At 59.3% G+C, this 20,233-nt stretch carries 23 protein-coding genes and 2 tRNA genes; 13 read left to right on the top strand and 12 right to left on the bottom strand.

Annotation, left to right across the window (positions count from 1 at the left end; all coding sequences use genetic code 11):
- The first annotated feature begins 1 nt into the window (after position 1).
- A tRNA-Asp gene (locus AOA62_RS23295) sits at positions 2-78 on the top strand.
- 230 nt (positions 79-308) lie between these two features.
- On the opposite strand, the gene AOA62_RS23300 is transcribed toward AOA62_RS23295, so the two are convergent.
- Positions 309-1,592, bottom strand: coding sequence for an FAD-binding oxidoreductase (locus AOA62_RS23300; RefSeq protein WP_099549905.1), 1,284 nt, complete (start codon positions 1,590-1,592; stop codon positions 309-311).
- A 184-nt stretch (positions 1,593-1,776) separates the two neighbouring features.
- Here AOA62_RS23300 and AOA62_RS23305 point away from each other — a divergent pair.
- Positions 1,777-1,853, top strand: a tRNA-Val gene (locus AOA62_RS23305).
- Positions 1,854-1,969: 116 nt separating this feature from the next.
- On the opposite strand, the gene AOA62_RS23310 is transcribed toward AOA62_RS23305, so the two are convergent.
- The gene (locus tag AOA62_RS23310) at positions 1,970-2,386 is read right to left on the bottom strand and encodes a helix-turn-helix domain-containing protein (protein ID WP_017138750.1); all 417 of its coding nucleotides are present in this window, start codon (positions 2,384-2,386) and stop codon (positions 1,970-1,972) included.
- Between the two features lie 99 nt (positions 2,387-2,485).
- Between AOA62_RS23310 and AOA62_RS23315 the strand changes: the two genes are divergently transcribed.
- The 5 genes from AOA62_RS23315 (at position 2,486) to pcp (ending at position 7,031) form a co-directional block, all read left to right on the top strand.
- Positions 2,486-3,607, top strand: a complete 1,122-nt coding sequence (locus tag AOA62_RS23315; RefSeq protein ID WP_099549906.1) for an NADH:flavin oxidoreductase — start codon at positions 2,486-2,488, stop codon at positions 3,605-3,607.
- A 444-nt stretch (positions 3,608-4,051) separates the two neighbouring features.
- Positions 4,052-4,477: an N-acetyltransferase gene (locus tag AOA62_RS23320; protein ID WP_017138753.1), complete on the top strand. Its 426-nt coding sequence runs from the start codon at positions 4,052-4,054 to the stop codon at positions 4,475-4,477.
- 241 nt (positions 4,478-4,718) lie between these two features.
- Entirely contained in the window at positions 4,719-5,435 is a 717-nt protein-coding gene (locus AOA62_RS23325; RefSeq protein WP_099549907.1) for a DUF969 domain-containing protein, read from the top strand.
- The gene (locus AOA62_RS23330) at positions 5,432-6,382 is read left to right on the top strand and encodes a DUF979 domain-containing protein (protein WP_099549908.1); all 951 of its coding nucleotides are present in this window, start codon (positions 5,432-5,434) and stop codon (positions 6,380-6,382) included. The genes AOA62_RS23325 and AOA62_RS23330 overlap by 4 nt, the downstream gene beginning before the upstream one ends.
- Positions 6,383-6,389: 7 nt before the next feature.
- A complete protein-coding gene (pcp, locus tag AOA62_RS23335) occupies positions 6,390-7,031 on the top strand; it encodes a pyroglutamyl-peptidase I (protein ID WP_099549909.1) in 642 nt (213 codons plus the stop codon).
- Positions 7,032-7,046: 15 nt separating this feature from the next.
- On the opposite strand, the gene AOA62_RS23340 is transcribed toward pcp, so the two are convergent.
- From AOA62_RS23340 to AOA62_RS23355, 4 genes are all read right to left on the bottom strand, one after another.
- Complete coding sequence (locus tag AOA62_RS23340; protein WP_099549910.1) at positions 7,047-8,447, bottom strand: heavy metal sensor histidine kinase; 1,401 nt, start codon at positions 8,445-8,447, stop codon at positions 7,047-7,049.
- Positions 8,444-9,115: a heavy metal response regulator transcription factor gene (locus tag AOA62_RS23345; RefSeq protein ID WP_017138758.1), complete on the bottom strand. Its 672-nt coding sequence runs from the start codon at positions 9,113-9,115 to the stop codon at positions 8,444-8,446. The genes AOA62_RS23340 and AOA62_RS23345 overlap by 4 nt, the downstream gene beginning before the upstream one ends.
- Before the next feature lie 42 nt (positions 9,116-9,157).
- Complete coding sequence (locus tag AOA62_RS23350) at positions 9,158-9,418, bottom strand: DUF2790 domain-containing protein (RefSeq protein ID WP_099549911.1); 261 nt, start codon at positions 9,416-9,418, stop codon at positions 9,158-9,160.
- A gap of 110 nt (positions 9,419-9,528) precedes the next feature.
- Positions 9,529-10,299, bottom strand: coding sequence for an alpha/beta fold hydrolase (locus AOA62_RS23355; RefSeq protein ID WP_099549989.1), 771 nt, complete (start codon positions 10,297-10,299; stop codon positions 9,529-9,531).
- Positions 10,300-10,520: 221 nt separating this feature from the next.
- On the opposite strand from AOA62_RS23355, the gene AOA62_RS23360 reads away from it, so the two are divergent.
- Positions 10,521-11,198 carry an HAD-IA family hydrolase gene (locus tag AOA62_RS23360; RefSeq protein ID WP_099549912.1) on the top strand — a complete coding sequence of 226 codons (678 nt, stop codon included), beginning with the start codon at positions 10,521-10,523 and terminating at the stop codon, positions 11,196-11,198.
- A 19-nt stretch (positions 11,199-11,217) separates the two neighbouring features.
- Here the strand turns inward: AOA62_RS23360 and AOA62_RS23365 are convergent, their stop codons facing one another.
- From AOA62_RS23365 to csrA, 3 genes are all read right to left on the bottom strand, one after another.
- The gene (locus tag AOA62_RS23365; RefSeq protein WP_017138762.1) at positions 11,218-11,514 is read right to left on the bottom strand and encodes a hypothetical protein; all 297 of its coding nucleotides are present in this window, start codon (positions 11,512-11,514) and stop codon (positions 11,218-11,220) included.
- A gap of 94 nt (positions 11,515-11,608) precedes the next feature.
- Complete coding sequence (locus tag AOA62_RS23370; protein ID WP_017138763.1) at positions 11,609-11,872, bottom strand: hypothetical protein; 264 nt, start codon at positions 11,870-11,872, stop codon at positions 11,609-11,611.
- A 209-nt stretch (positions 11,873-12,081) separates the two neighbouring features.
- Complete coding sequence (gene csrA / locus AOA62_RS23375; protein WP_003192511.1) at positions 12,082-12,276, bottom strand: carbon storage regulator CsrA; 195 nt, start codon at positions 12,274-12,276, stop codon at positions 12,082-12,084.
- A gap of 247 nt (positions 12,277-12,523) precedes the next feature.
- Between csrA and AOA62_RS23380 the strand changes: the two genes are divergently transcribed.
- Positions 12,524-12,904: an SPOR domain-containing protein gene (locus AOA62_RS23380; RefSeq protein WP_026013817.1), complete on the top strand. Its 381-nt coding sequence runs from the start codon at positions 12,524-12,526 to the stop codon at positions 12,902-12,904.
- Positions 12,905-12,935: 31 nt separating this feature from the next.
- Here the strand turns inward: AOA62_RS23380 and AOA62_RS23385 are convergent, their stop codons facing one another.
- The 3 genes from AOA62_RS23385 to AOA62_RS23395 form a co-directional block, all read right to left on the bottom strand.
- The gene (locus tag AOA62_RS23385; RefSeq protein WP_056861270.1) at positions 12,936-13,625 is read right to left on the bottom strand and encodes an endonuclease; all 690 of its coding nucleotides are present in this window, start codon (positions 13,623-13,625) and stop codon (positions 12,936-12,938) included.
- A gap of 4 nt (positions 13,626-13,629) precedes the next feature.
- Positions 13,630-13,878: a DUF1654 domain-containing protein gene (locus AOA62_RS23390; protein WP_017138765.1), complete on the bottom strand. Its 249-nt coding sequence runs from the start codon at positions 13,876-13,878 to the stop codon at positions 13,630-13,632.
- Positions 13,879-14,064: 186 nt separating this feature from the next.
- On the bottom strand, positions 14,065-15,153 hold the full coding sequence (locus tag AOA62_RS23395; RefSeq protein WP_056861272.1) for an asparaginase: 1,089 nt from the start codon (positions 15,151-15,153) through the stop codon (positions 14,065-14,067).
- A 494-nt stretch (positions 15,154-15,647) separates the two neighbouring features.
- Between AOA62_RS23395 and AOA62_RS23400 the strand changes: the two genes are divergently transcribed.
- Genes AOA62_RS23400 through AOA62_RS23415 form a run of 4 tightly spaced genes read left to right on the top strand, consistent with a single transcriptional unit; the run spans position 15,648 to position 20,218 of the window.
- The gene (locus tag AOA62_RS23400) at positions 15,648-16,607 is read left to right on the top strand and encodes a sugar ABC transporter substrate-binding protein (protein ID WP_099549913.1); all 960 of its coding nucleotides are present in this window, start codon (positions 15,648-15,650) and stop codon (positions 16,605-16,607) included.
- Between the two features lie 57 nt (positions 16,608-16,664).
- Positions 16,665-18,218: a sugar ABC transporter ATP-binding protein gene (locus AOA62_RS23405; protein ID WP_017138768.1), complete on the top strand. Its 1,554-nt coding sequence runs from the start codon at positions 16,665-16,667 to the stop codon at positions 18,216-18,218.
- On the top strand, positions 18,215-19,192 hold the full coding sequence (locus tag AOA62_RS23410; protein WP_099549914.1) for an ABC transporter permease: 978 nt from the start codon (positions 18,215-18,217) through the stop codon (positions 19,190-19,192). Before AOA62_RS23405 ends, AOA62_RS23410 begins: the two co-directional genes overlap by 4 nt.
- Before the next feature lie 3 nt (positions 19,193-19,195).
- Positions 19,196-20,218 carry a LacI family DNA-binding transcriptional regulator gene (locus AOA62_RS23415; protein WP_099549915.1) on the top strand — a complete coding sequence of 341 codons (1,023 nt, stop codon included), beginning with the start codon at positions 19,196-19,198 and terminating at the stop codon, positions 20,216-20,218.
- Positions 20,219-20,233: the final 15 nt, after the last annotated feature.

The raw sequence follows: 20,233 nt of genomic DNA on the forward strand, positions 1-20,233 counted from the left end.
CGCAGCGGTAGTTCAGTCGGTTAGAATACCGGCCTGTCACGCCGGGGGTCGCGGGTTCGAGTCCCGTCCGCTGCGCCATATCTGCCCCAAGGCCCACTGAACGCCTTGGAGCACAAAGCAAGTGTTAAGCTGCTTTGATCCGATAGCAAAGACCCTGGTCGAAAGACCGGGGTTTTTTGTGTCTGCGATTTGATATTTTGGGTTGAGCTTCTTCTGAAGCTGCCACTGGTCAATGTGGGAGCTGGTTTGCCTGCGATAGCTACACCTCGGTCCAAGGTATGGCCATCGTCGGCAGCCAGCTATCGCAATCAGAACCCCAGCTTATCCCGCAGCCCGTAATACCAGGCACCCATCGCCGCAAACGGTGTGCGCAACAGTTGCCCGCCCGGGAACGGGTAGTGCGGCAGGTCGGCAAACGCATCAAAACGCTCTGCCTGGCCTCTCAACGCTTCTGCCAGCACCTTGCCCGCCAGGTGCGTGTACGTCACGCCGTGGCCACTGCAGCCCTGGGAGTAATAGATGTTGTCGCCCAGGCGACCCACCTGTGGCAGGCGCGACAGGGTCAGCAGGAAATTACCGGTCCAGGCGTAATCGATCTTCACATCCTTGAGCTGCGGGAAGGCCTTGAGCATCTTCGGGCGGATGATCGCTTCGATGTTGGCCGGGTCGCGCGCGCCATACACCACGCCGCCGCCGAAAATCAGGCGTTTGTCACTGGTGAGGCGGTAGTAGTCCAGCAAGTAGTTGCAGTCCTCGACGCAGTAGTCCTGCGGCAGCAAGGTCTTGGCCAGTTCATCGCCCAGCGGGGCGGTGGTGATGACCTGGGTGCCGCACGGCATCGACTTGGCCGCCAGCTCCGGCACCAGGTTGCCCAGGTAGGCATTGCCCGCGACGATGATGAACTTGGCCCTGACCTTGCCCTCGGCGGTGTGTACCACAGGGTTGGCGCCGCGTTCGATGCGCACCGCCGCAGACTGCTCGTAAATCGTGCCGCCCAGGGACTCTACCGCCGCTGCTTCGCCCAGTGCCAGGTTGAGCGGGTGAATATGGCCGCCGCTCATGTCCAGCAGGCCGCCGACATAGTTGTCACAGGCCACCACTTCGCGGATACGGCGCTCATCCAGCAACTCAAGCTGCGTATGGCCGTAGCGCTCCCACAGGCGCTGCTGCGACTCCAGGTGGCCCATGTGCTTGCTGTTGAGTGCAGCGAACACACCGCCGTCCTTCAAGTCGCACTGGATCTGGTACTTGGCCACGCGCTCACGAATGATCCTGCCGCCCTCAAACGCCATCTGCCCCAGCAACTGCGCCTGCTTGGGGCCAACGCTGCGTTCGATCACGTCGATGTCGCGGCTATAGCTGTTGACGATCTGCCCACCATTGCGGCCCGAGGCGCCAAAGCCGACCTTGGCGGCTTCCAGTACCGTCACGCGAAAACCGTTCTCCAGCAGAAACAGCGCGCTGGACAGGCCGGTATAACCGGCGCCAATCACGCAGACATCGGTTTCGACTTCACCTTGCAGCACCGGGCGTGGCGGAACCGCATTCGCGGACGCGGCGTAATACGACTGGGGGTAGGGGGTGTTCGCCATCCTGGAACCTCTGTTTTATATTTTTTACGAGTGCGCCGATCCTACCTGAGTTGAAAATTGCCTGCCAGCCACCCGAAAACCCCGGGCATGCCTTTCACAAATAAAAAATTCGCATATTCATAGGGTTAGCTGCAAAAAAGATGTTGACACCCCTTCGGAATTCCGTAGAATGCCGCCTCACAGCAGGCACGTAGCTCAGTTGGTTAGAGCACCACCTTGACATGGTGGGGGTCGTTGGTTCGAGTCCAATCGCGCCTACCAAACAAAATCCGCTCTGCTGGGCGGTCTGGAAGGGCTCACCGAAAGGTGGGCCCTTTTTTGTTGCCTGCGATTTGTAAAACTTCCTTATCAACACTCCCGCCGCCATCGTTATGCTTTTACCCGTCGTGCTGCTGCTCTTCTGCAAGCTTATCGAATGCCGCCTGGGCGTTCATCACAGCTTCAGAATGTTGGAGCGTCCACCTATATAACGCACGAAATGGCTCTTCCAGCGTATGCCCCAGGTCCGTAACGCTGTACTCGACGGCGACTTGAGAAGAGGGAATGACGCGGCGCGACAAAATGCCATTGCGCTCCAGGCGACGCAGGCTTTGCGTGAGCGCTTTTTGCGTAATGCCGTCGAGTCGACGTTTGATTTCATTGAAGCGCAGCGGGCTTTTACAGAGCGTTGCCAGTATCAATACGGACCATTTGTCCGCGATCTGATCGAGCAGTATCCGGCTGGTGCAATCAGCGGCGTAGACGACTGGAGGGTTCTCGTTTTGCCCCAACGCCTGAATAGCTTTTTCCTGCATGTAGTTTCCTCGGGTATACCTGAGCACTTTTAAGTGCCTTATTGATATTAGGTATACACCTTATACCATGGAGTTTCCTTTTGCTCGGAGCATCTCTCAATGAGTTCTACGAATCTCGACTCTCTATTTCAGCCGTTCACGATCAAGTCCTTGACCCTGAAGAATCGAATTGTAATGGCGCCTATGACGCGCGCTTTCGCCAAGGGCGGTGTGCCTGACGAACAAATCGCCGCTTATTACCGCAAGCGTGCGGAAAACCAGGTCGGGTTAATTCTGTCTGAGGGGACTGTGGTGGATCGTCCGGGCGCTCGTAATATGTCGCGGATTCCGTTTTTCCATGGCGATGAATCACTCGCAGGCTGGAAAGCAGTAATCGATGGTGTTCATCGCGCCGGTGGCAAAATGGGGCCGCAGATCTGGCACGTCGGGGCCGCGCCCAGTTTCCAGGAAGACTGGGCGCCCGCCGGTGGGTTTGAGAGCCCGTCGGGGCTTGCCGGCCCGCAGAAACCACTGGGGCAGGCCATGAATGATGAGGCGATTGCCGACACCATTGCGGCGTTCGCCAAGGCCGCTGCTGACGCCAAGCGGCTGGGGTTTGATACCGTCGAAATACACGGTGCCCACGGATACCTGCTGGACCAGTTTTTCTGGACAGGTACGAATGAACGCTCCGACCACTTCAACGGCGCAACGATCAAGGAGCGTTCACGGTTCGCGGCGGAAGTGGTCAAGGCCATACGCGCAGCCGTAGGGCCGGATTTCCCGGTCATTCTGCGTCTGAGTCAGTGGAAGCAGCAGGATTACAGCGCCCGATTGGCTACGACGCCTGAAAGCATGTCCGATTGGCTGGTGCCACTGGTGGAGGCCGGTGTGGACGTTTTGCATTGCTCTCAACGGCGCTTCTGGGAAGCCGAGTTCCCGGAACTGGACGGCGAGCAGGGTCTGAACTTTGCCGGCTGGGCCAAAAAGCTGACGGGCGCTGCGACTATCAGTGTCGGCTCTGTGGGGTTGTCCGGCGACTTCCTCGGCGCCTTCAGCGGCGAAAGCTCCCAACCGGCAGCCATCGACAATTTGGTGCAGCGATTGGAGAAAGAGGAGTTCGACTTGATCGCTGTTGGGCGAGCACTGTTGAGTGACGCGCAGTGGGTGAGGAAAATTCGATCGGGCAATTCGGCCGACTTGAAGCCTTTTGACGTAAAAGATTTGGCCGAGCTGGCCTGAGTCTCACACTTCTGACACGTGCAAAACCTTGAGTGTTGAAGGGCTCACCGAAAGGTGGGCTCTTTTTTTGGCTGGAATTTTGCCAATACCTGCCCATACCGCTTTGCGGGTTACTGCGCTGAGAACTGCTAGCAGAACAGCGTAGCCACCGATAACAGGCAGATAATCTGTGCAAACATCTGGCACCGTATCTCACCATTTGTTGTCGCCATACTCGTTTGTCCGGCGTACATAGCGGCTGCCTCCATCGGCAATACTGCGCTGAGCGCTGCGCAGGACCGCGCAACACTGTATTGAGTATAGGTCTGGAACGAGATCCATGCTGTCGAGACGACTTAAGGTGATTGAGCGCCGCTGGGTTAATGAAACTGGCGCAGATCCACTCAGGTTTGGTGCGCCCAAGGCATACTGAGGAACGATTGAATTCAACCCATGGAGTCCGTAATGGAATTGGCAATGGAAGTATCGTTCGACGTGACGGCGCAGGAGCGCGAGGCCATTCTCAAGCCGCTGCGGGCTTTCAACCGCAGCCACACCGGCCAGATGCCGTCCGAAACGGTCGGTATTTTGCTGCGTGATCCCGCTTCTCAAGAAGTAGTGGGCGGTCTTTACGGGGAGATTTCCTTCGGGTGGTTGTTCATTGAACTGTTGAGCATTCCCGACCAGATGCGCACCCAAGGCACGGGCACGCGATTGATGCGTGCGGCTGAAGACCTGGCCCGTGAACGCGGATGCGAGGGCATCTGGCTGGACACTTTCAGCTTCCAGGCGCCCGGGTTTTATCGCAAGCAGGGCTTCACTGAATTTGGCCACATTGCTGATTTCCCGCCGGGCCATAAACGCCATTTTTTCCACAAGCGCTTGAGCTGAACTCCCTCAAAGCGCCGGGCCACCCGGCGCCCATCACCGACAAAATTTATTGGTTTGCAGCAACAATTTTTCTTGTTGGACACCTCCCGCCCCCAAGCAGCACAGTTGCCGCCACTGACGCTCGACCTCCCAGGTCAACAATAAAAAACCACGTCGGGCTGCACGCCACTTTCATGCTGTGAACCCTTTGTTCACACCTGCCGTCATGGCGCCGCAGCGCGCATTCTAGGACTTAATCGTCATGCAAACTGTTGTGAACCTATGGCCGTTGATCGGCGTACTTGTCATCGTGGTTGGCTTTGTCCTGCGCTTCAATCCGTTGCTGGTGGTGACCGCCGCAGCCATTGCCACGGGGCTTGCCGCCCACTTCCCGCTGGAAAAAATCCTCGCCAGCATGGGCGAAGGCTTCCTTCAGACCCGCGCCTTGCAATTGATCCTGTTACTGCCCCTGGCCGTTATTGGGCTGCTGGAGCGCCATGGCCTGCGCCTGCATGCGCAGAACTGGATCGCCCGCTTCGAGCGCGCCACGGTGGGGCGCTTGTTGATCATGTATCTATTTGTGCGCGAGTCCACGGCCGCCATGGGCCTCACCAGCCTGGGCGGGCATCCGCAGATGGTGCGCCCGCTGTTGGCGCCGATGGCCGAAGGCGCAGCGGAAAAACGCTACGGCAAACTGCCGGACAAACTGCGCCACAAGGTGTTGGCCATGTGTGCGGCGACCGATAACGTCGGGCTGTTTTTCGGTGAAGACATCTTTGTTGCCTTTGGTGCGATTGCGCTGATGCACACCTTCCTGCTCGGTTCGGGGATTGATGTGGAGCCGTTGCACATCGCGGTGTGGGGCATTCCGACGGCGATCTGTGCGTTTATCATCCACGCGATTCGCCTGCACCGGTTCGACCGAAGACTTACCCGCGAGATGACGCCCGTCGCCACGCCGGTGGAGTCTGCGCAATGATTATCTCCATCGAGTACCTGTACTGGCTGGCCGGCATTCTGCTGTTGATTACCGCAGGCATGATCCTGCTGGATCGTACCCATCCCAAGCGCTGGTCCTGCGCGGCATTCTGGTTGCTGTTTGCCATTCCGTTCCTGGTCGGGGAGCGTTTGCCGCCGGTGGTTATCGGCGTTGGCGTGGTGGTGATGGCGTTGATCGCAGGTTTGGGCGGCGTGGGGCGTGGCGCGCATGCCCAGTTGCATGACAAGTCTGCCCGCGCCAGTGCCGGTCGGCTTGGCCACAAGCTGTTTATCCCGGCGTTGGCCATTCCGCTGACCACCGTGATTGGCTCGGTATTGCTCAAGCACACCGAAATCGGTGGCGTGCCATTGCTGGACCCGAAAAACACCACTTTTGTCTCCTTGGGCATCGGTTGCCTGATCGCCCTCGGCCTGGCCTGTTGGTTGACCCGCGACACACCGGTGCAAGCCTTGCGTGAATCCCGGCGCCTGACCGAAGCCTTGGGCTGGGCCATGGTGCTGCCGCAAATGCTCGCCATGCTCGGCTTGCTGTTCAATGAAGCCGGGGTCGGCACAGCGGTTGCCCATGTCACCACCACCTATATCAACCTGGATTTCAAGCTGGTGGCGGTGATGGTGTATGTATTGGGCATGGCGCTGTTTACCGTGATCATGGGCAATGGTTTTGCGGCGTTCCCGGTGATGACCGGCGGTGTCGGCGTGCCGGTGCTGGTGGGCATCTACGGCGGCAACCCGGCGGTAATGGCGGCGATTGGCATGTTCTCCGGCTATTGCGGCACGTTGATGACGCCGATGGCGGCCAACTTCAATATAGTTCCGGCAGCCTTGCTGGAGTTGCCGGACAAGAACGCGGTCATCAAGGCGCAATTGCCCACGGCATTGATGATGCTGGTGGTCAATATTGTGCTGCTTTACCTGTTGATGTGAGGCCAGGATGCAAACGTTACTGTTGATGGGCTTCGAGCCCTTTGATCAAGACCCGGTCAACCCGTCCTGGGAGGCTGTACGCCAGTTGGATGGGATGCTTTTGGGTGAGGGTGTGCAGATTGTTGCGCGCCGACTGCCTTGTGCATTTGCCTTGGTGGAGGAGTGCCTGGCTGAGTGGATCACCCAATTGCGCCCGGCGATGGTGATCGCCACGGGGCTTGGGCCTGGGCGCGACAGCATTTCCATGGAGCGGGTGGCGATCAACGTTAACGATGCGCGCATCCCGGATAACCTGGGTGAGCAACCTGTCGATACGCCCGTGGTGATCGACGGGCCGGTGGCGTACTTCAGCACATTGCCGATCAAGGCCATGGTCAAGGCGTTGCGCGAGGCCGGGGTGCCTGCGGCGGTTTCGCAGACGGCGGGTACGTTTGTGTGTAATCAGGTGTTTTATCTGTTGCAGCACGCGCTGGCCGGCACGGACGTTCGCAGTGGGTTCATCCATGTGCCGAACTTGCCGGAGCAGGTGGTGGGGACTGGGCTGGCATCGATGCCATTGGTGACAACCTTAGAAGGCTTGCGCCTGGCGGTGCAGGTGGCATGGAACACACCGGTTGATGTGGTGCAGGCCGGTGGCCAGGTCAGTTGACCCGGCTCGCGGTGTTCAGGCTTCGCGCCTGGGGAAAAACAACTCAAAACAGGTCACTCCGGCCTCACTGGTGACCCGGTAGCGGCCGTTATGCAGCTGCATGATGGTCGCCACAATCGACAGCCCCAGCCCATTGGACTGGGCCGAGCGTTCCCGTGACTCATCCACCCGGTAAAAACGCTCGAACAGGCGCGGCAAATGCTCGGCGGGAATGGTCTGCCCCTGGTTGCTGACGCGCAAGTTGATGCCCTCGGCGTCTGGAATGGCCTGAATCAGCAACTGCGAACTGGGTGCGCCGTACTTGATGGCGTTTGCACACAAATTTGCCAAGGCGCGGCGCAACAGCATCGGTTCGGCCCAGATCAGGCCTTCGCCCTCGGCCTGAATGTGAATATCCACATCACTCGCCAACCCTTCGAAGTAGTCGGCTATACGCTCCACTTCATCCGCCGCACTCAGTTCCTGGCGTTGGCGCAGTGCGCTGGCCGGGTCGGTACGGGCGAGGAACAGCATGTTGTCGAGCATTCGTGCCAGGCGTTCGAGTTCTTCGACATTGGACGCCAGCAGTTGCTGGTAGCTCTCCACATTACGGCTCTGTTGCAGGGCGACCTGGGTTTCCCCCAGCAAGTTGTTGATCGGCGTGCGCAGCTCGTGGGCCATGTCGGTGGATACCTGGCTCAGTTGCACAAAGCCCTTGGCCAACCGTTCAAGCATGGTATTGAAGGCGTCGATCATCGGCAGCAGCTCTTTGGGCGCGCCGTGGCTGTCGAGGCGTTCGGCCAGGTTGCCCACGCCGATACCTTGGGTGTGCACGGCCAGGCGCCGCAGTGGCACCAGCCCGCGGTGCACCAGCAGGTAGCTGACGATGGCGAGAATGACCGCGGCGATGCTGGCGAGGATAAACACGCTCAAGCGATAGCTGGCGAGCATCGCCGTGCGTTCGGTCATCAGGCGCCCGGTGGTGACTTGCAGGCTGCCCAGGTCGCCCGAGTCGATGGACGCGGCCACGGTGGCGAAAGGCACGCCATTGATACCGGGTAAATGGTGCACGTCGGCAAAGCCCAGTTCACGGTTGGTGGGCACGGGCGGCACATCTGGCATTGCAATGTTGCCCGGGTTTACCAGCAGCAACGGCTTTTGCCCCGGCGCCGCGATGCTCAGCACCGACTCGCTGTTGCCCAGCATGTTCTGGAACAGCTCTGGCTTGGTCTTGATCAGGTCCAGGGTGTTGCTGTCCTTGAGCAGGTTGCGCAACTGGTCGGCGCGATAAATCAGTGCGGCGTCGTCACGCTTGATCAGTTCACGCTCAAGCTCGCGGTACAACGCAACGCCCAAGGTGGCGAGCAGCGCGAAGGCGAGCAGGGCGAAGATCAGCGCCAGGCGCAGGGTCAGCGAATAATGGCGGCGAGGGTTCATGGCTGGGTGTCGAAGCGGTAGCCGATGCCCCGCACGCTGTGGATCAATTTGAGCTGGAACGGGTCGTCGATTTTCAGGCGCAGGCGCCGCACGGCGACGTCGACCACATTGGTGTCGCTGTCAAAGTTCATGTCCCAGACCCGCGAAGCAATCATCGAGCGTGATAACACCTGGTCCTGGTGCGTGGCGAACAGGTGCAGCAGGGCGAACTCCTTGTTGGTCAATGTAATGCGCGTGCCGCCGCGGGTGACGCGGCGCTTGAGCACGTCGATCTGCAGGTCGGCGATGTGCAGTTGCTCTTCTTCGCGACTCGGGCCGCGACGCGTCAGGGTACGCAAGCGCGCGACCAGTTCGGCGAAGGAGAAGGGCTTGATCAGGTAGTCGTCGGCGCCCAGTTCCAGGCCCTTGATGCGGTCGGCGATGTCATCGCGGGCAGTGAGGAACAGCACCGGCGTGTCAGCCTCTTTGCGCAGGCGGCGCAGCACTTCCCAGCCGTCCATTTTCGGCATCATCACATCCAGCACGATGACGTCGAAGGGCGTTTCCAGCGCCTGGTGCAAGCCGTCTACGCCGTCGCGGGCAAGGCTCACCGAGTAACCCAGTTCCTGCAGGCCATTGAGCAGGTAATTGCCGGCCTTGGGTTCGTCTTCGACTACGAGGATGTTCATGGGAAGTGCCCTGGTTCGCTGCGTTGCGCAAGTGTAGCCGGATCAATTGTCACTGGGGCAACCGATGCCTTGCACCTGGTAGTCCAGCACGTGTTCACGGTCTTGGGAGTCGAGGTATTTGAGTTGTGCCGGGACGATCCCGCATTGGCCGTAGGTGTCGGTGCTCGACAGCACTTTGGCCACGTCCAGGTGCACGAAGAAGCCGGTTTTGTCGTGGATCACCTTAGTTTCAGGGGCTGTGTCGGCAGCGAACGCAGAGCCGGTAGCAAGCAAAGCGGCAAAGCCCAGGATAAACAGTTTCATGGCAGTAGCTCTCTTTAAGGGTTGGCTGCCGGGGCTGGCAGTGAGTTCACAGTAACCAGGCACCCCAAACAGCCAGCCAACAGGATCATGACAAGTTTGTAATGCGTGGTTTAAGGCTGGCGGCCGGACGCTTCGAGGATCAGGTCGGTGATTGCCTTGGCGTGGGACACCAGCGACAAGTGGCTCGACGGCAGTTCGATGGTGGTCGCGTTCATGCGCTTGGCCAGAAAACGCTCCAGGTTCGGGTTGATGGTCTGGTCATTGCTCGACACTGCGTACCAGGACGGCTTGGTGTGCCAGGCGGCATTCACCGTGCGGCCGTTGAAGAGGGTCTTGGCGATCGGCTGTTGTACGGCGAACAGCTGCAGGGCTTTGGCGCGCGGCACGTCAGCGGCGAAGTACTTGAGGAAGGCGTCCTGGTTCAGCGTCAGGTAACCGTCGTGCTCGACGACACCGGCGCGCACCGGCGTGCTGGGGTATTTGGCAGACAGGGCGACGAAGTCTTCGTTGGCGTCCGGTGCACGGGCGGCCACGTACACCAGTGAGCTGACCTTGGGGTTCGCCCCGGCGTCGCTGACCACGGTGCCGGCGTAGGAGTGACCGACCAGCACGGTAGGGCCGTCCTGTTGGTCCAGCACGCGGTTGGTGGCAGCGACGTCATCGGCCACCGAAGTCAGTGGGTTTTGTACGGCGGTCACATGCAGCCCGGCGGCCTGCAGGCGCGTGATCACCTCGGACCAGCTCGAGCCGTCAGCCCAGGACCCGTGCACCAGCACCACATTGTTGGCCTTGATCGGCGCGACAGTGCCGGCCATGGCGGTGCCGGTACCCAGCATCAACAGGCTGGCGGCGATCAGGCAGAGTTTGCTGGCAGGTTTCATCGTGCGGCCCTTCATCATCAGTGGGAAGTTGTGCCACCCGGTGTGGGTGACTGACGACGCCACTGTATGAAGCGAGGGTGCTGACAAGCCTTACAGGCTCATTACAAACCTGTCATTCAATCGCAGGGGCCGCCAGATACCGCTGGCGTTTACAAGCGAGGAGGTGACCCGTAGATTGCATCGGGCCGATTATTTGTTACCGCCTATGAGGAAGCCACGCAGTGTCCATTCGAGGTCCAGCCGTATTCACCCAACGTTATCGCGCCTTCCTGTTTGATATGGATGGCACCCTGCTCAACTCCATTGCCGCCGCCGAGCGCGTGTGGAGCATCTGGGCTGAACGCCACGGTCTGGAGGTGGCGGCGTTCCTGACCACCATTCATGGCGCACGCGCCATTGACACTATTACTCGCCAGGCACTGCCAGGCGTGGACCCCGAAGTTGAAGCACAGTGGATTACCGAGGCCGAAATCAACGACGTCGAAGGCGTGGTGGCGATTCCCGGTGCTGTCGGGTTTCTGAATAGCGTGCCTGGCGATCAATGGGCACTGGTCACGTCTGCGCCCAAGGCGCTCGCGCTACGACGCCTGGCTGCGGCCGGTATTACGCCCCCAGCCGTGCTGGTGACGGCCGAGGACGTTGCCAGCGGCAAGCCCGATCCCGCCTGTTACGTGCTGGGCGCCCAGCGTCTGGGTGTGCCGGTGCAGGATTGCCTGGTGTTCGAAGACGCTTCGGTGGGGATTCGCGCCGGGGAGGCGGCCGGCGCGGATGTGCTGGTTGTAACCAATACACACCTGACGCCGATCGTCACGGCGCATGCCTGCATTAACGACTATCAGCCGCTGCAGGTTCTGCGCGATGCAGAGGGCACGTTACGCTTGCAGCGCCTGGAAGACTGAAACGAAAAAGCCGAGCCCGTTATTGGTCTCGGCTTTGTGCGCAGGAAGGCGAGTCGGGTGGCGCCTGCAGTCGGCTGCTCTTGATGCCTTGGCGCGAAAGCACCATTTCCCTGAGGATTTCATTGGCAAGCCGGGCAATCGCCTCGGGGCCATGGTAGTGCGCGCGCACGATGCCGGTAATCGCGAAATGGTCGGTTTCCGGACCACTAAGGATGGCGGAAAGGGTGCCGTCAGCGTGTAACGTACAGGTGATCGCATAGCTGGGCAAACGCGCCGCCAGGGCCGCTTCGATTTGAGATTTGCTGAGGGTATCCATCTGCGTCAATGCCTTTCAGAAACCGTGCAAGCCCAAGCATAGATCCTGCCGCCGACCTGTAAATACCGGCGATCTAATAGCAGATTAGCCGCCATCAACGTGCGGTTTTCGGGTGCTCACGTTGCGCGGCGCGCTGGCATAATTTGCGCAAAATGGCTTTCTGGATAGGCTGCAGGCAGAACACGAACAGGTAGCCGCACAAGAAGAGTGTAAGTTCCATCGACGAACGCTTGCCGGGGTCACTGACTGTTTCGATCTCGAACTTCACGCCATATCCCAGCACCACGAAGGCCAGCCCTATCAGCAGGGCGATCCCCCAAGACTTGGAGGCAAGCGGTTGTTTTGCAATCGGTCTCATCGACGTGCTCCTGAACGCACACTGATGGTAGGGTTATAGTCAGTGGATTCGGCCGCGAATTACGCAACAAGTTCCAGTCGCCAAGACAGTTTTATCTTGCAGCGTAGCTGAAAGCATAAAGCACGCCGATCATGCAGGAAGCGCGAGTGGGCGGAAGGGTTTTCGCCAGCCATCACAATGAACGAAAAGGCTGGCTACTGAGTGAGGCGTCAAGGAGTCTGGTTTTTGTCCGGAGCTGTCAGGCCAGCCTGAATGCGCTGGTAGATCTCCTCGCGATGCACGGCAACGTCCTTGGGTGCGTTGATGCCGATTCGTACTTGCTGGCCGCTGACGCCCAGGATGGTGATCGTGATGTCATCACCGATGTTTATGCTTTCACCAACTTTGCGGGTGAGTATCAGCATGGACTTCTCCTTGATTACTTTTAAGGACACATGTTTCAGACAGGGCAGGTGTCGGATGTGTGTAGCTTACTGCTAAGCGCTTCCCTGTGACTGCCTCTTTTAGGACGCATAGAGGCGACATTAATTCCCATGGCGGCATCATACAGGTCTGCGATACATCATTCGCATTGTTTAAGCCAACGTTTATGACGGCCAGAATAGACAGTGAATGATAAAGTTGCCTCTTTATCCTTAAAGGAGCAGGGCAGTGCGTAAAGTAGCGATGGCAATTGCGGTGTTGGCGTTGGCCGGTTGCGGTGAAGGTAAACCGGTTGACGCCCCCAAGGCCAAGCCTGCCGTGACCGAGAGCCAGCCACAAACCGGGGCGATTGCCGCTCAGGAATGGGATGTGTGGGTAGGCCCGCCGGACCATAAGCTGCAAGCAATCACCGACCTGACTGCCTGGTTGCTCGAACATGGTTTCAACTTCTATATCGTCAAAACAGACGGCAAGGACGAGGTGTATCTAGGCCCGTTCGCGAGCAAGGCCGAGGCTGAAGCCAAGCAGGCGCTGCTGACCGAAAAGCTCGCACGGGCCAAGAAAAACGATACCGAATCAGAGGTTATCGAGCACAAGGTCGCGCAATAACCGGCAGGGTGGGCGGCAACTCCGCCCACGCTCAACCGCAGGTCTTCAGGTTTACCGGGCCGACGAACTCGTTACCGCGCCCCATCACACACGCCACAGTCTGGTTGCGCTGGCGCTCCCAGGGTTGCACCGGATAGGTCTTGTTCCAGGCTTCATACAGCTGGCGGTCCTGTTTTGACAGGCGCAAGCCGTATTGTTTGCTCATGTAAAAATACGTTCGGGCGATCATTCCGCGAATAGACGGGCGGGGCATGACTTTTTTGGCCTTGAAATCGACCTGGGTCAGGCATGAGCCGTACTGCCCGCGTTGCGCCGGCAGCCAGCCAAAACTGAAGTTGTTACGGTCGCCATTGACCTCGCCGATGCTCGGCACCAGGTTGTGCAGGTCCGCCTCGGCGCGCTTGAACACATCATCGTGACGCGTACAGTTTTTGCGCCCGCCGGCTTGCCAGCACTGGCGCTGATGTCCGATCTGCCAGGCCGGGACGATATGTTCCCATTCGATGCGTGCGGCACGGTTGGCATTTTTGCGCGGTACGTAACCGCAGGCTTTCAAATCGACCCGGTTGCCGGTGTATTTGCAGCCACAGTAGAACTCCGTGGATTGCGGGGCGTAGAGCTTCCAGGCGACTTTCTTGGCCTCGCTGAAGGTTCGAGGCGCCTGTGCGTGGGCTGTAACGGCAAAAAACAGGCAAAAAACAGCAATAAAACGGCCACTCATTGAATCAATCTTCCTTCGGCACAACCCAGAAAATCTGCACGCCACCGTCATCCCGGTAGGCGAGGGTGACGTTGTCGTTCTCCGCAATCTCCTCCAGCAAGCGCGCCCATTCCTCCTCAGGCTCATCCGGCAAGCGAAAGATCAAGGCAGCCTTGGCTTTCTGGGCATTGGTCGAATTGATGATTTTTTGCACGCGAACGGCAAGGCGTGCGTACGCGTCAGGGGTTGGCGCTGCGGAAGAGGACGTTGCCACGGAGTATTCCTTAGTGTGCTGTACGGGCATACAGTATTTAACTGTTACGATTTTCGCAACTGCTTAAAATTCAGGAGGTTTGTCTGGCAGCGTTTTCAGCGAGGTGATTGAGCGCGGGGAGTTGTATCGAGGTGTAAGAGGAGAGGTAGAAGCGGGTGAACCCGCCTCTACCCGTGTTACCGGGGATCAGTATTCCCAGAACATCCGTTGCAGCTCTTTGCTGTCCTGGGTCTTGGTCAGGGCAACCATCGCCAGAATCCGGGCTTTTTGTGGGTTCAGGTCATGTGCGGCGACCCAGTCGTACTTGTCGTCAGGCTGTTCGGCATTGCGCAGAACGAAACCACCGGCATTCACGTGGGAAGAACGAATGATCTGCACACCTTGCTTGCGCAGTTCCTGCAGGGCAGGCACCACCTTGGAAGACACCGAACCGTTGCCGGTACCGGCATGGATGATGGCTTTGGCGCCGGCCTGGGCCAGGGCTTTGACAGCCGTGTCGCTCACGTTGCCGTAGCCGTAGGCGATTTCAACGTCCGGCAGGCTCTTGATGGTCTTGATGTCGAATTCGGAATCCATGGTGTGACGCTTGGCAGGCAAGCGGAACCAGTAGGATTTGCCTTCAACCACCATGCCCAGCGGGCCCCATGGGCTCTTGAACGCTTCAGTCTTGATGTTGATCATTTTGCTGACGTCGCGACCCGATTGGATCTCGTCGTTCATGGTCACCAGTACGCCCTTGCCGCGCGCGTCTTTGCTGCCGGCAACGGCCACGGCGTTGTACAGGTTGAGCATGCCGTCCGCCGACATGGCGGTGCCTGGGCGCATGGAGCCGACCACCACGATTGGCTTGTCGGTTTTTTCCACCAGGTTGAGGAAGTAAGCGGTTTCTTCCAGGGTGTCGGTGCCGTGGGTGATCACGATACCGTCCACGTCCTTGCTGTCGGCCAGCTCGGCAACACGGCGGCCCAGTTGCAGCAGGTTTTCGTTGTTGATGCTTTCGGACGCAATTTGCATCACTTGTTCGCCGCGTACGTTGGCGATCTGACTAAGCTCAGGAACGCCGGCGATCAGTTGTTCGATGCCGACTTTGGCCGCCTGGTACGTGGCACTGTTGGCCGCACTGGCGCCGGCGCCAGCAATGGTGCCGCCGGTGGCGAGGATCACCACGTTGGACAGTTTGGTCTTGGTTTCAACTTCCTTTGCCTGGGCGGCAACGGGGAACAGCAGCAGGAGGGCGAGGGCGCCCGGAACAAAAGTCTTCAGTGCAGATTTCATTATTTTTCTCTCTGGTTTTTGATGAGTGCTGTAGCAGGTTCATCGAGAACACCCGGGCCGTTCTGAATGCCGCGAGGTGCTTGGAAAGAGCAGGATTTGTACCAAGCCCATGATGTTCGCGGTCATAAATTAACGTGTTGATTTAAAACAACTTATATTGAATTTTAAGATGAGTGGGCAGCGTGCTCGTCCGGCATTCCGAACAGCAGGGTGGTATTGCGTTCGGTTGTCCGAAAACCATGATGGAATATCAACGGTGGGTGTGGGACTTGGGCGCCATAGCCTGTCGTTTTAGCCAACGACCGGGAGAAGCTGAGGTTCAATCCTGCGACCCGCAGGGTGTAAGGGAAGGTAACCGAGCGCCTGGATGAAAGACGCTTTTCACCCGTTGACAAATCTCGACAAGGTTCTCATAGTTTGAACAACGCAAACGTTTGCGAGATGTTTCGCAGTGCAAGCGTTGCTCACAATAATCATAAGATCGGAGTGAACCCATGAAGCTGCCATTTGCTGGACGTCTTCTTGCTGTCGCTGTGCTTGCTGCCGCATCCGCTGCTCTGCCCCTTTCCTCTGCTTTTGCCGATGACGCCGCCGCCAAACCCAAGGTCGGCCTGGTGATGAAGTCCCTCGCCAACGAATTTTTCGTGACCATGCAGGACGGCGCCAAGGCTTATCAGAAAGAACACGCCGCCGATTTCGACATGATCACCAACGGGATCAAGAACGAAACCGACACCAGCGCGCAGATCGATATCGTCAACCAGATGATCCTCGCCAAAGTAAACGCCATCGTGATTGCTCCGGCTGATTCCAAGGCGCTGGTCACCGTGTTGAAGAAAGCCTCCGATGCCGGCATCAAGGTCGTCAACATCGATAATCGCCTTGACCCGGACGTGCTCAAAAGCAAAAACCTCGATATCCCGTTCGTAGGTCCGGACAACCGCAAAGGCTCCAAGCTGGTGGGTGACTACCTGGCCAAGCAACTGAAGGCAGGTGACAAGGTCGGCATCATCGAAGGCGTGCCGACCACCACCAATGCCCAGCAGCGCACCGCAGGCTACAAGGATGCGATGGACGCCGCGGGCATGAAGATTGTTTCCACCCAATCGGGTAACTGGGAAATCGACCAGGGCCAGAAGGTGGCGTCTGCCATGCTGAGCGAATACCCGGACCTCAAGGCACTGCTGGCGGGTAACGACAACATGGCCCTGGGCGCTGTCTCTGCCGTACGTGCGGCGGGCAAGGCCGGCAAGGTGCTGGTGGTTGGCTATGACAATATCGAAGCCATCAAGCCTATGTTGCAAGACGGCCGCGTACTCGCGACCGCCGACCAGGCTGCAGCCCAGCAAGCGGTATTCGGTATCCAGAACGCGCTCAAGCTGGTCAAGGGTGAAAAAGTCGAGTCCAAAGACGGCGTGATCGAAACCCCGGTCGAACTCGTCCTCAAGAAGTAATCCTGGCAGCACCCAACAGCGCCCGCTCGTCCTGAGCGGGCGCCTGGAGATTTTCCTATGTCATCTTCCGCCCCGAACGCTGTCCTCTCGGTCAGCGGTATCGGCAAGACCTATGCCCAACCGGTACTGTCCGACATCACCCTGACGCTCAATCGCGGGGAAGTGCTGGCGCTGACCGGTGAGAATGGCGCAGGTAAAAGCACCTTGTCGAAAATCATCGGCGGGCTGGTCACGCCGACCACCGGGCACATGCAGTTCAATGGCCAGGATTACCGTCCCGGCAGCCGCACCCAGGCTGAAGAGCTGGGCGTGCGCATGGTCATGCAGGAACTCAACCTGCTGCCGACCCTGACCGTGGCCGAAAACCTGTTCCTGGACAACCTGCCCCGCAACTGTGGCTGGATCAACCGCAAGCAACTGCGTAAAGCTGCGATCGAAGCCATGGCCCAGGTCGGCCTGGATGCGATCGACCCGGACACCCTGGTGGGGACGCTGGGCATTGGCCATCAGCAGATGGTCGAGATCGCCCGCAACCTGATCGGCGACTGCCATGTACTGATCCTCGACGAACCGACCGCCATGCTCACGGCCCGTGAAGTCGAGATGCTCTTTGAACAAATCACCCGCCTGCAGGCTCGGGGCGTGGCGATCATTTATATTTCACACCGGCTTGAAGAGCTCGCCCGTGTTGCCCAGCGCATTGCAGTACTGCGTGACGGCAAGCTGGTCTGCGTCGAGCCGATGGCCAATTACAACAGTGAGCAGCTGGTGACCTTGATGGTCGGCCGCGAGCTGGGTGAGCAGATCGACCTGGGGCCACGCACCATTGGCGGCCCGGCGCTGACGGTCAAAGGCTTGACCCGCTCGGACAAGGTTCGCGATGTGTCCTTTGAGGTGCGTGCCGGTGAGATCTATGGCATTTCAGGCCTGATCGGCGCCGGCCGCACTGAATTGCTGCGTCTTATTTTCGGTGCCGACCTGGCCGACAGCGGCACCGTGGCCCTGGGTTCGCCAGCCCAAGTGGTGAGCATTCGCTCGCCGGTGGACGCAGTGGGCCATGGCATCGCGCTGATCACCGAAGACCGCAAGGGCGAAGGCCTGCTGCTGACCCAATCCATCAGCGCCAACATTGCCTTGGGCAACATGCCGGAAATCTCCGGTGGCGGCGTGGTCAACAGCCGCGACGAAACTGCCTTGGCCAAGCGCCAGATCGATGCCATGCGCATCCGCAGCTCCAGCCCGGCGCAGTTGGTGTCCGAGTTGTCGGGCGGCAACCAGCAGAAGGTCGTGATTGGCCGTTGGCTGGAGCGCGACTGCGCGGTAATGCTGTTCGATGAGCCGACTCGCGGTATCGACGTCGGCGCCAAGTTCGACATTTATGCCTTGCTCGGCGAATTGACGCGCCAGGGCAAAGCGCTGGTGGTGGTATCGAGTGACCTGCGCGAACTGATGCTGATCTGCGATCGCATCGGTGTGCTGTCTGCCGGGCGCTTGATCGAGACCTTCGAGCGCGACAGCTGGACCCAGGACGAATTGCTCGCCGCCGCCTTTGCCGGCTATCAAAAACGTGACGCGCTGCTCAACGACGCAGTGCTTAGGGAAACACCATGAAAATCACTTCTTCCCCGGGCAAAACCGGCGGCAACTTCTACGGCCTGGGCACCTACCTGGGGCTGGCCGGCGCCTTGCTCGCGATGATTGCGCTGTTCTCGGTGCTCAGCGACCACTTCCTGTCCTATGACACCTTCAGCACCCTGGCCAACCAGATCCCGGACCTGATGGTGCTGGCGGTGGGCATGACGTTCATCCTGATCATCGGCGGCATTGATCTGTCGGTGGGCTCGGTGCTGGCACTGGCCGCTTCGGCGGTCAGTGTGGCGATTCTGGGCTGGGGCTGGAGCGTGTTGCCAGCCGCATTGCTGGGCATGGGCTGCGCTGCGTTGGCGGGCACCATTACGGGTTCGATTACCGTGGCATGGCGCATTCCGTCGTTTATCGTGTCCCTTGGCGTGCTGGAAATGGCGCGTGGCGTGGCCTACCAGATGACCGGCTCGCGCACCGCCTATATCGGTGACTCCTATGCCTGGCTGTCGAACCCGGTGGCTTTCGGGATTTCGCCGTCGTTCATCATTGCCCTGTTGGTGATCATCGCCGCTCAGTTGGTGTTGACCCGTACTGTATTCGGTCGCTACCTGATCGGCATCGGCACCAACGAAGAAGCCGTGCGCCTGGCCGGCATCAACCCCAAGCCCTACAAGATCCTGGTGTTCAGCCTGATGGGCCTGCTGGCCGGGGTGGCGGCATTGTTCCAGATTTCCCGCCTGGAAGCGGCGGACCCGAATGCCGGCTCCGGCCTGGAGCTGCAAGTGATCGCCGCCGTAGTGATCGGCGGCACCAGCCTGATGGGTGGGCGCGGTTCGGTTATCAGCACCTTCTTCGGTGTGCTGATTATTTCGGTACTGGCCGCCGGCCTTGCGCAGATCGGTGCGACAGAGCCAACCAAACGCATCATTACCGGCGCCGTGATCGTGATTGCCGTGGTCCTCGACACCTACCGCAGCCAGCGCGCCAGTCGGCGGGGCTGAACCATGGCAACGATCAAGGATGTGGCCGCGCTTGCAGGTATTTCCTACACCACTGTGTCCCATGTGGTGAACAAGACGCGGCCGGTCAGCGAGCCTGTGCGCATCAAGGTGGAAGCGGCGATCAAGCAACTGGACTACGTGCCGAGTGCCGTCGCGCGCTCGCTCAAGGCCAAGACCACTGCGACCATCGGCCTGCTGGTGCCCAACAGCCTTAACCCGTATTTTGCCGAGCTGGCGCGGGGTATCGAGGATTACTGCGAGCGTAATGGCTATTGCGTGATCCTCTGCAACTCCGACGATAACGCCGAAAAGCAGCGCAGCTATCTGCGCGTGTTGCTGGAAAAGCGCATCGACGGCCTGATCGTGACCTCGGTGGGCGGCGATGACAGTGGCCTTGCCGCAGGCTTGAGCGCGGTGCGCACCCCCATGGTAATTGTCGACCGAGCACTGGACGGCATTGATGTCGACCTGGTGCGCATCGATCATGAGCAGGGTGCCTACCTGGCAACCCGGCATTTGCTGGAGCTTGGTCACCGCGACATCGCCTGCATTGGCGGCCCCAGTCATACCCGCGTGGCGCAAATGCGTCTTGCCGGCTATCACCGCGCGCTGCGTGAGGCGGGCGTGGAAGTGCCAGCCAATCGCACCCAGGAAAGCGATTTCACCAGCACCGGTGGTTATGCCGCGGCGGTACAGCTGCTGTCGGAAAACCCGCCCAGCGCGATTTTCGCCAGTAACGATATGATTGGTTTCGGCGTGTTGCGTGCAGCCGCCGAACGCAATATCCGTGTGCCTGGCGAGCTGTCGGTGATTGGTTTTGACGATATTCAAATGGGTCGCTACGTGTACCCGGCGCTGACGACGGTCGGGCAGTCGATCGTGCAACTGGGCGAGACGGCGGCCGAGCTTTTACTGCGACGAATTGCAACACCCCAACTGCCGATCGATCAGCGCATCGTGACGCCGAGCATTGTTTTGCGTGAGTCGACGGCGCCGTTTGCCGGTGTGTTCGCCCAATACCGCTGAACCGAATTGATGAGT

Origin of the sequence: Pseudomonas sp. 2995-3 (genome assembly GCF_002742565.1) — a bacterium.
In the GTDB taxonomy this organism is placed as follows: domain Bacteria; phylum Pseudomonadota; class Gammaproteobacteria; order Pseudomonadales; family Pseudomonadaceae; genus Aquipseudomonas; species Aquipseudomonas edaphica.

Bases quoted from the DNA above. Each gene is read 5' to 3' on its own strand.
- AOA62_RS23300 (WP_099549905.1), bottom strand. From the start codon at position 1,592: ATGGCGAACACCCCCTACCCCCAGTCGTATTACGCCGCGTCCGCGAAT.
- AOA62_RS23310 (WP_017138750.1), bottom strand. From the start codon at position 2,386: ATGCAGGAAAAAGCTATTCAGGCGTTGGGGCAAAACGAGAACCCTCCA.
- AOA62_RS23315 (WP_099549906.1), top strand. From the start codon at position 2,486: ATGAGTTCTACGAATCTCGACTCTCTATTTCAGCCGTTCACGATCAAG.
- AOA62_RS23320 (WP_017138753.1), top strand. From the start codon at position 4,052: ATGGAATTGGCAATGGAAGTATCGTTCGACGTGACGGCGCAGGAGCGC.
- AOA62_RS23325 (WP_099549907.1), top strand. From the start codon at position 4,719: ATGCAAACTGTTGTGAACCTATGGCCGTTGATCGGCGTACTTGTCATC.
- AOA62_RS23330 (WP_099549908.1), top strand. From the start codon at position 5,432: ATGATTATCTCCATCGAGTACCTGTACTGGCTGGCCGGCATTCTGCTG.
- pcp (WP_099549909.1), top strand. From the start codon at position 6,390: ATGCAAACGTTACTGTTGATGGGCTTCGAGCCCTTTGATCAAGACCCG.
- AOA62_RS23340 (WP_099549910.1), bottom strand. From the start codon at position 8,447: ATGAACCCTCGCCGCCATTATTCGCTGACCCTGCGCCTGGCGCTGATC.
- AOA62_RS23345 (WP_017138758.1), bottom strand. From the start codon at position 9,115: ATGAACATCCTCGTAGTCGAAGACGAACCCAAGGCCGGCAATTACCTG.
- AOA62_RS23350 (WP_099549911.1), bottom strand. From the start codon at position 9,418: ATGAAACTGTTTATCCTGGGCTTTGCCGCTTTGCTTGCTACCGGCTCT.
- AOA62_RS23355 (WP_099549989.1), bottom strand. From the start codon at position 10,299: ATGAAACCTGCCAGCAAACTCTGCCTGATCGCCGCCAGCCTGTTGATG.
- AOA62_RS23365 (WP_017138762.1), bottom strand. From the start codon at position 11,514: ATGGATACCCTCAGCAAATCTCAAATCGAAGCGGCCCTGGCGGCGCGT.
- AOA62_RS23370 (WP_017138763.1), bottom strand. From the start codon at position 11,872: ATGAGACCGATTGCAAAACAACCGCTTGCCTCCAAGTCTTGGGGGATC.
- csrA (WP_003192511.1), bottom strand. From the start codon at position 12,276: ATGCTGATACTCACCCGCAAAGTTGGTGAAAGCATAAACATCGGTGAT.
- AOA62_RS23385 (WP_056861270.1), bottom strand. From the start codon at position 13,625: ATGAGTGGCCGTTTTATTGCTGTTTTTTGCCTGTTTTTTGCCGTTACA.
- AOA62_RS23395 (WP_056861272.1), bottom strand. From the start codon at position 15,153: ATGAAATCTGCACTGAAGACTTTTGTTCCGGGCGCCCTCGCCCTCCTG.
- AOA62_RS23400 (WP_099549913.1), top strand. From the start codon at position 15,648: ATGAAGCTGCCATTTGCTGGACGTCTTCTTGCTGTCGCTGTGCTTGCT.
- AOA62_RS23405 (WP_017138768.1), top strand. From the start codon at position 16,665: ATGTCATCTTCCGCCCCGAACGCTGTCCTCTCGGTCAGCGGTATCGGC.
- AOA62_RS23410 (WP_099549914.1), top strand. From the start codon at position 18,215: ATGAAAATCACTTCTTCCCCGGGCAAAACCGGCGGCAACTTCTACGGC.
- AOA62_RS23415 (WP_099549915.1), top strand. From the start codon at position 19,196: ATGGCAACGATCAAGGATGTGGCCGCGCTTGCAGGTATTTCCTACACC.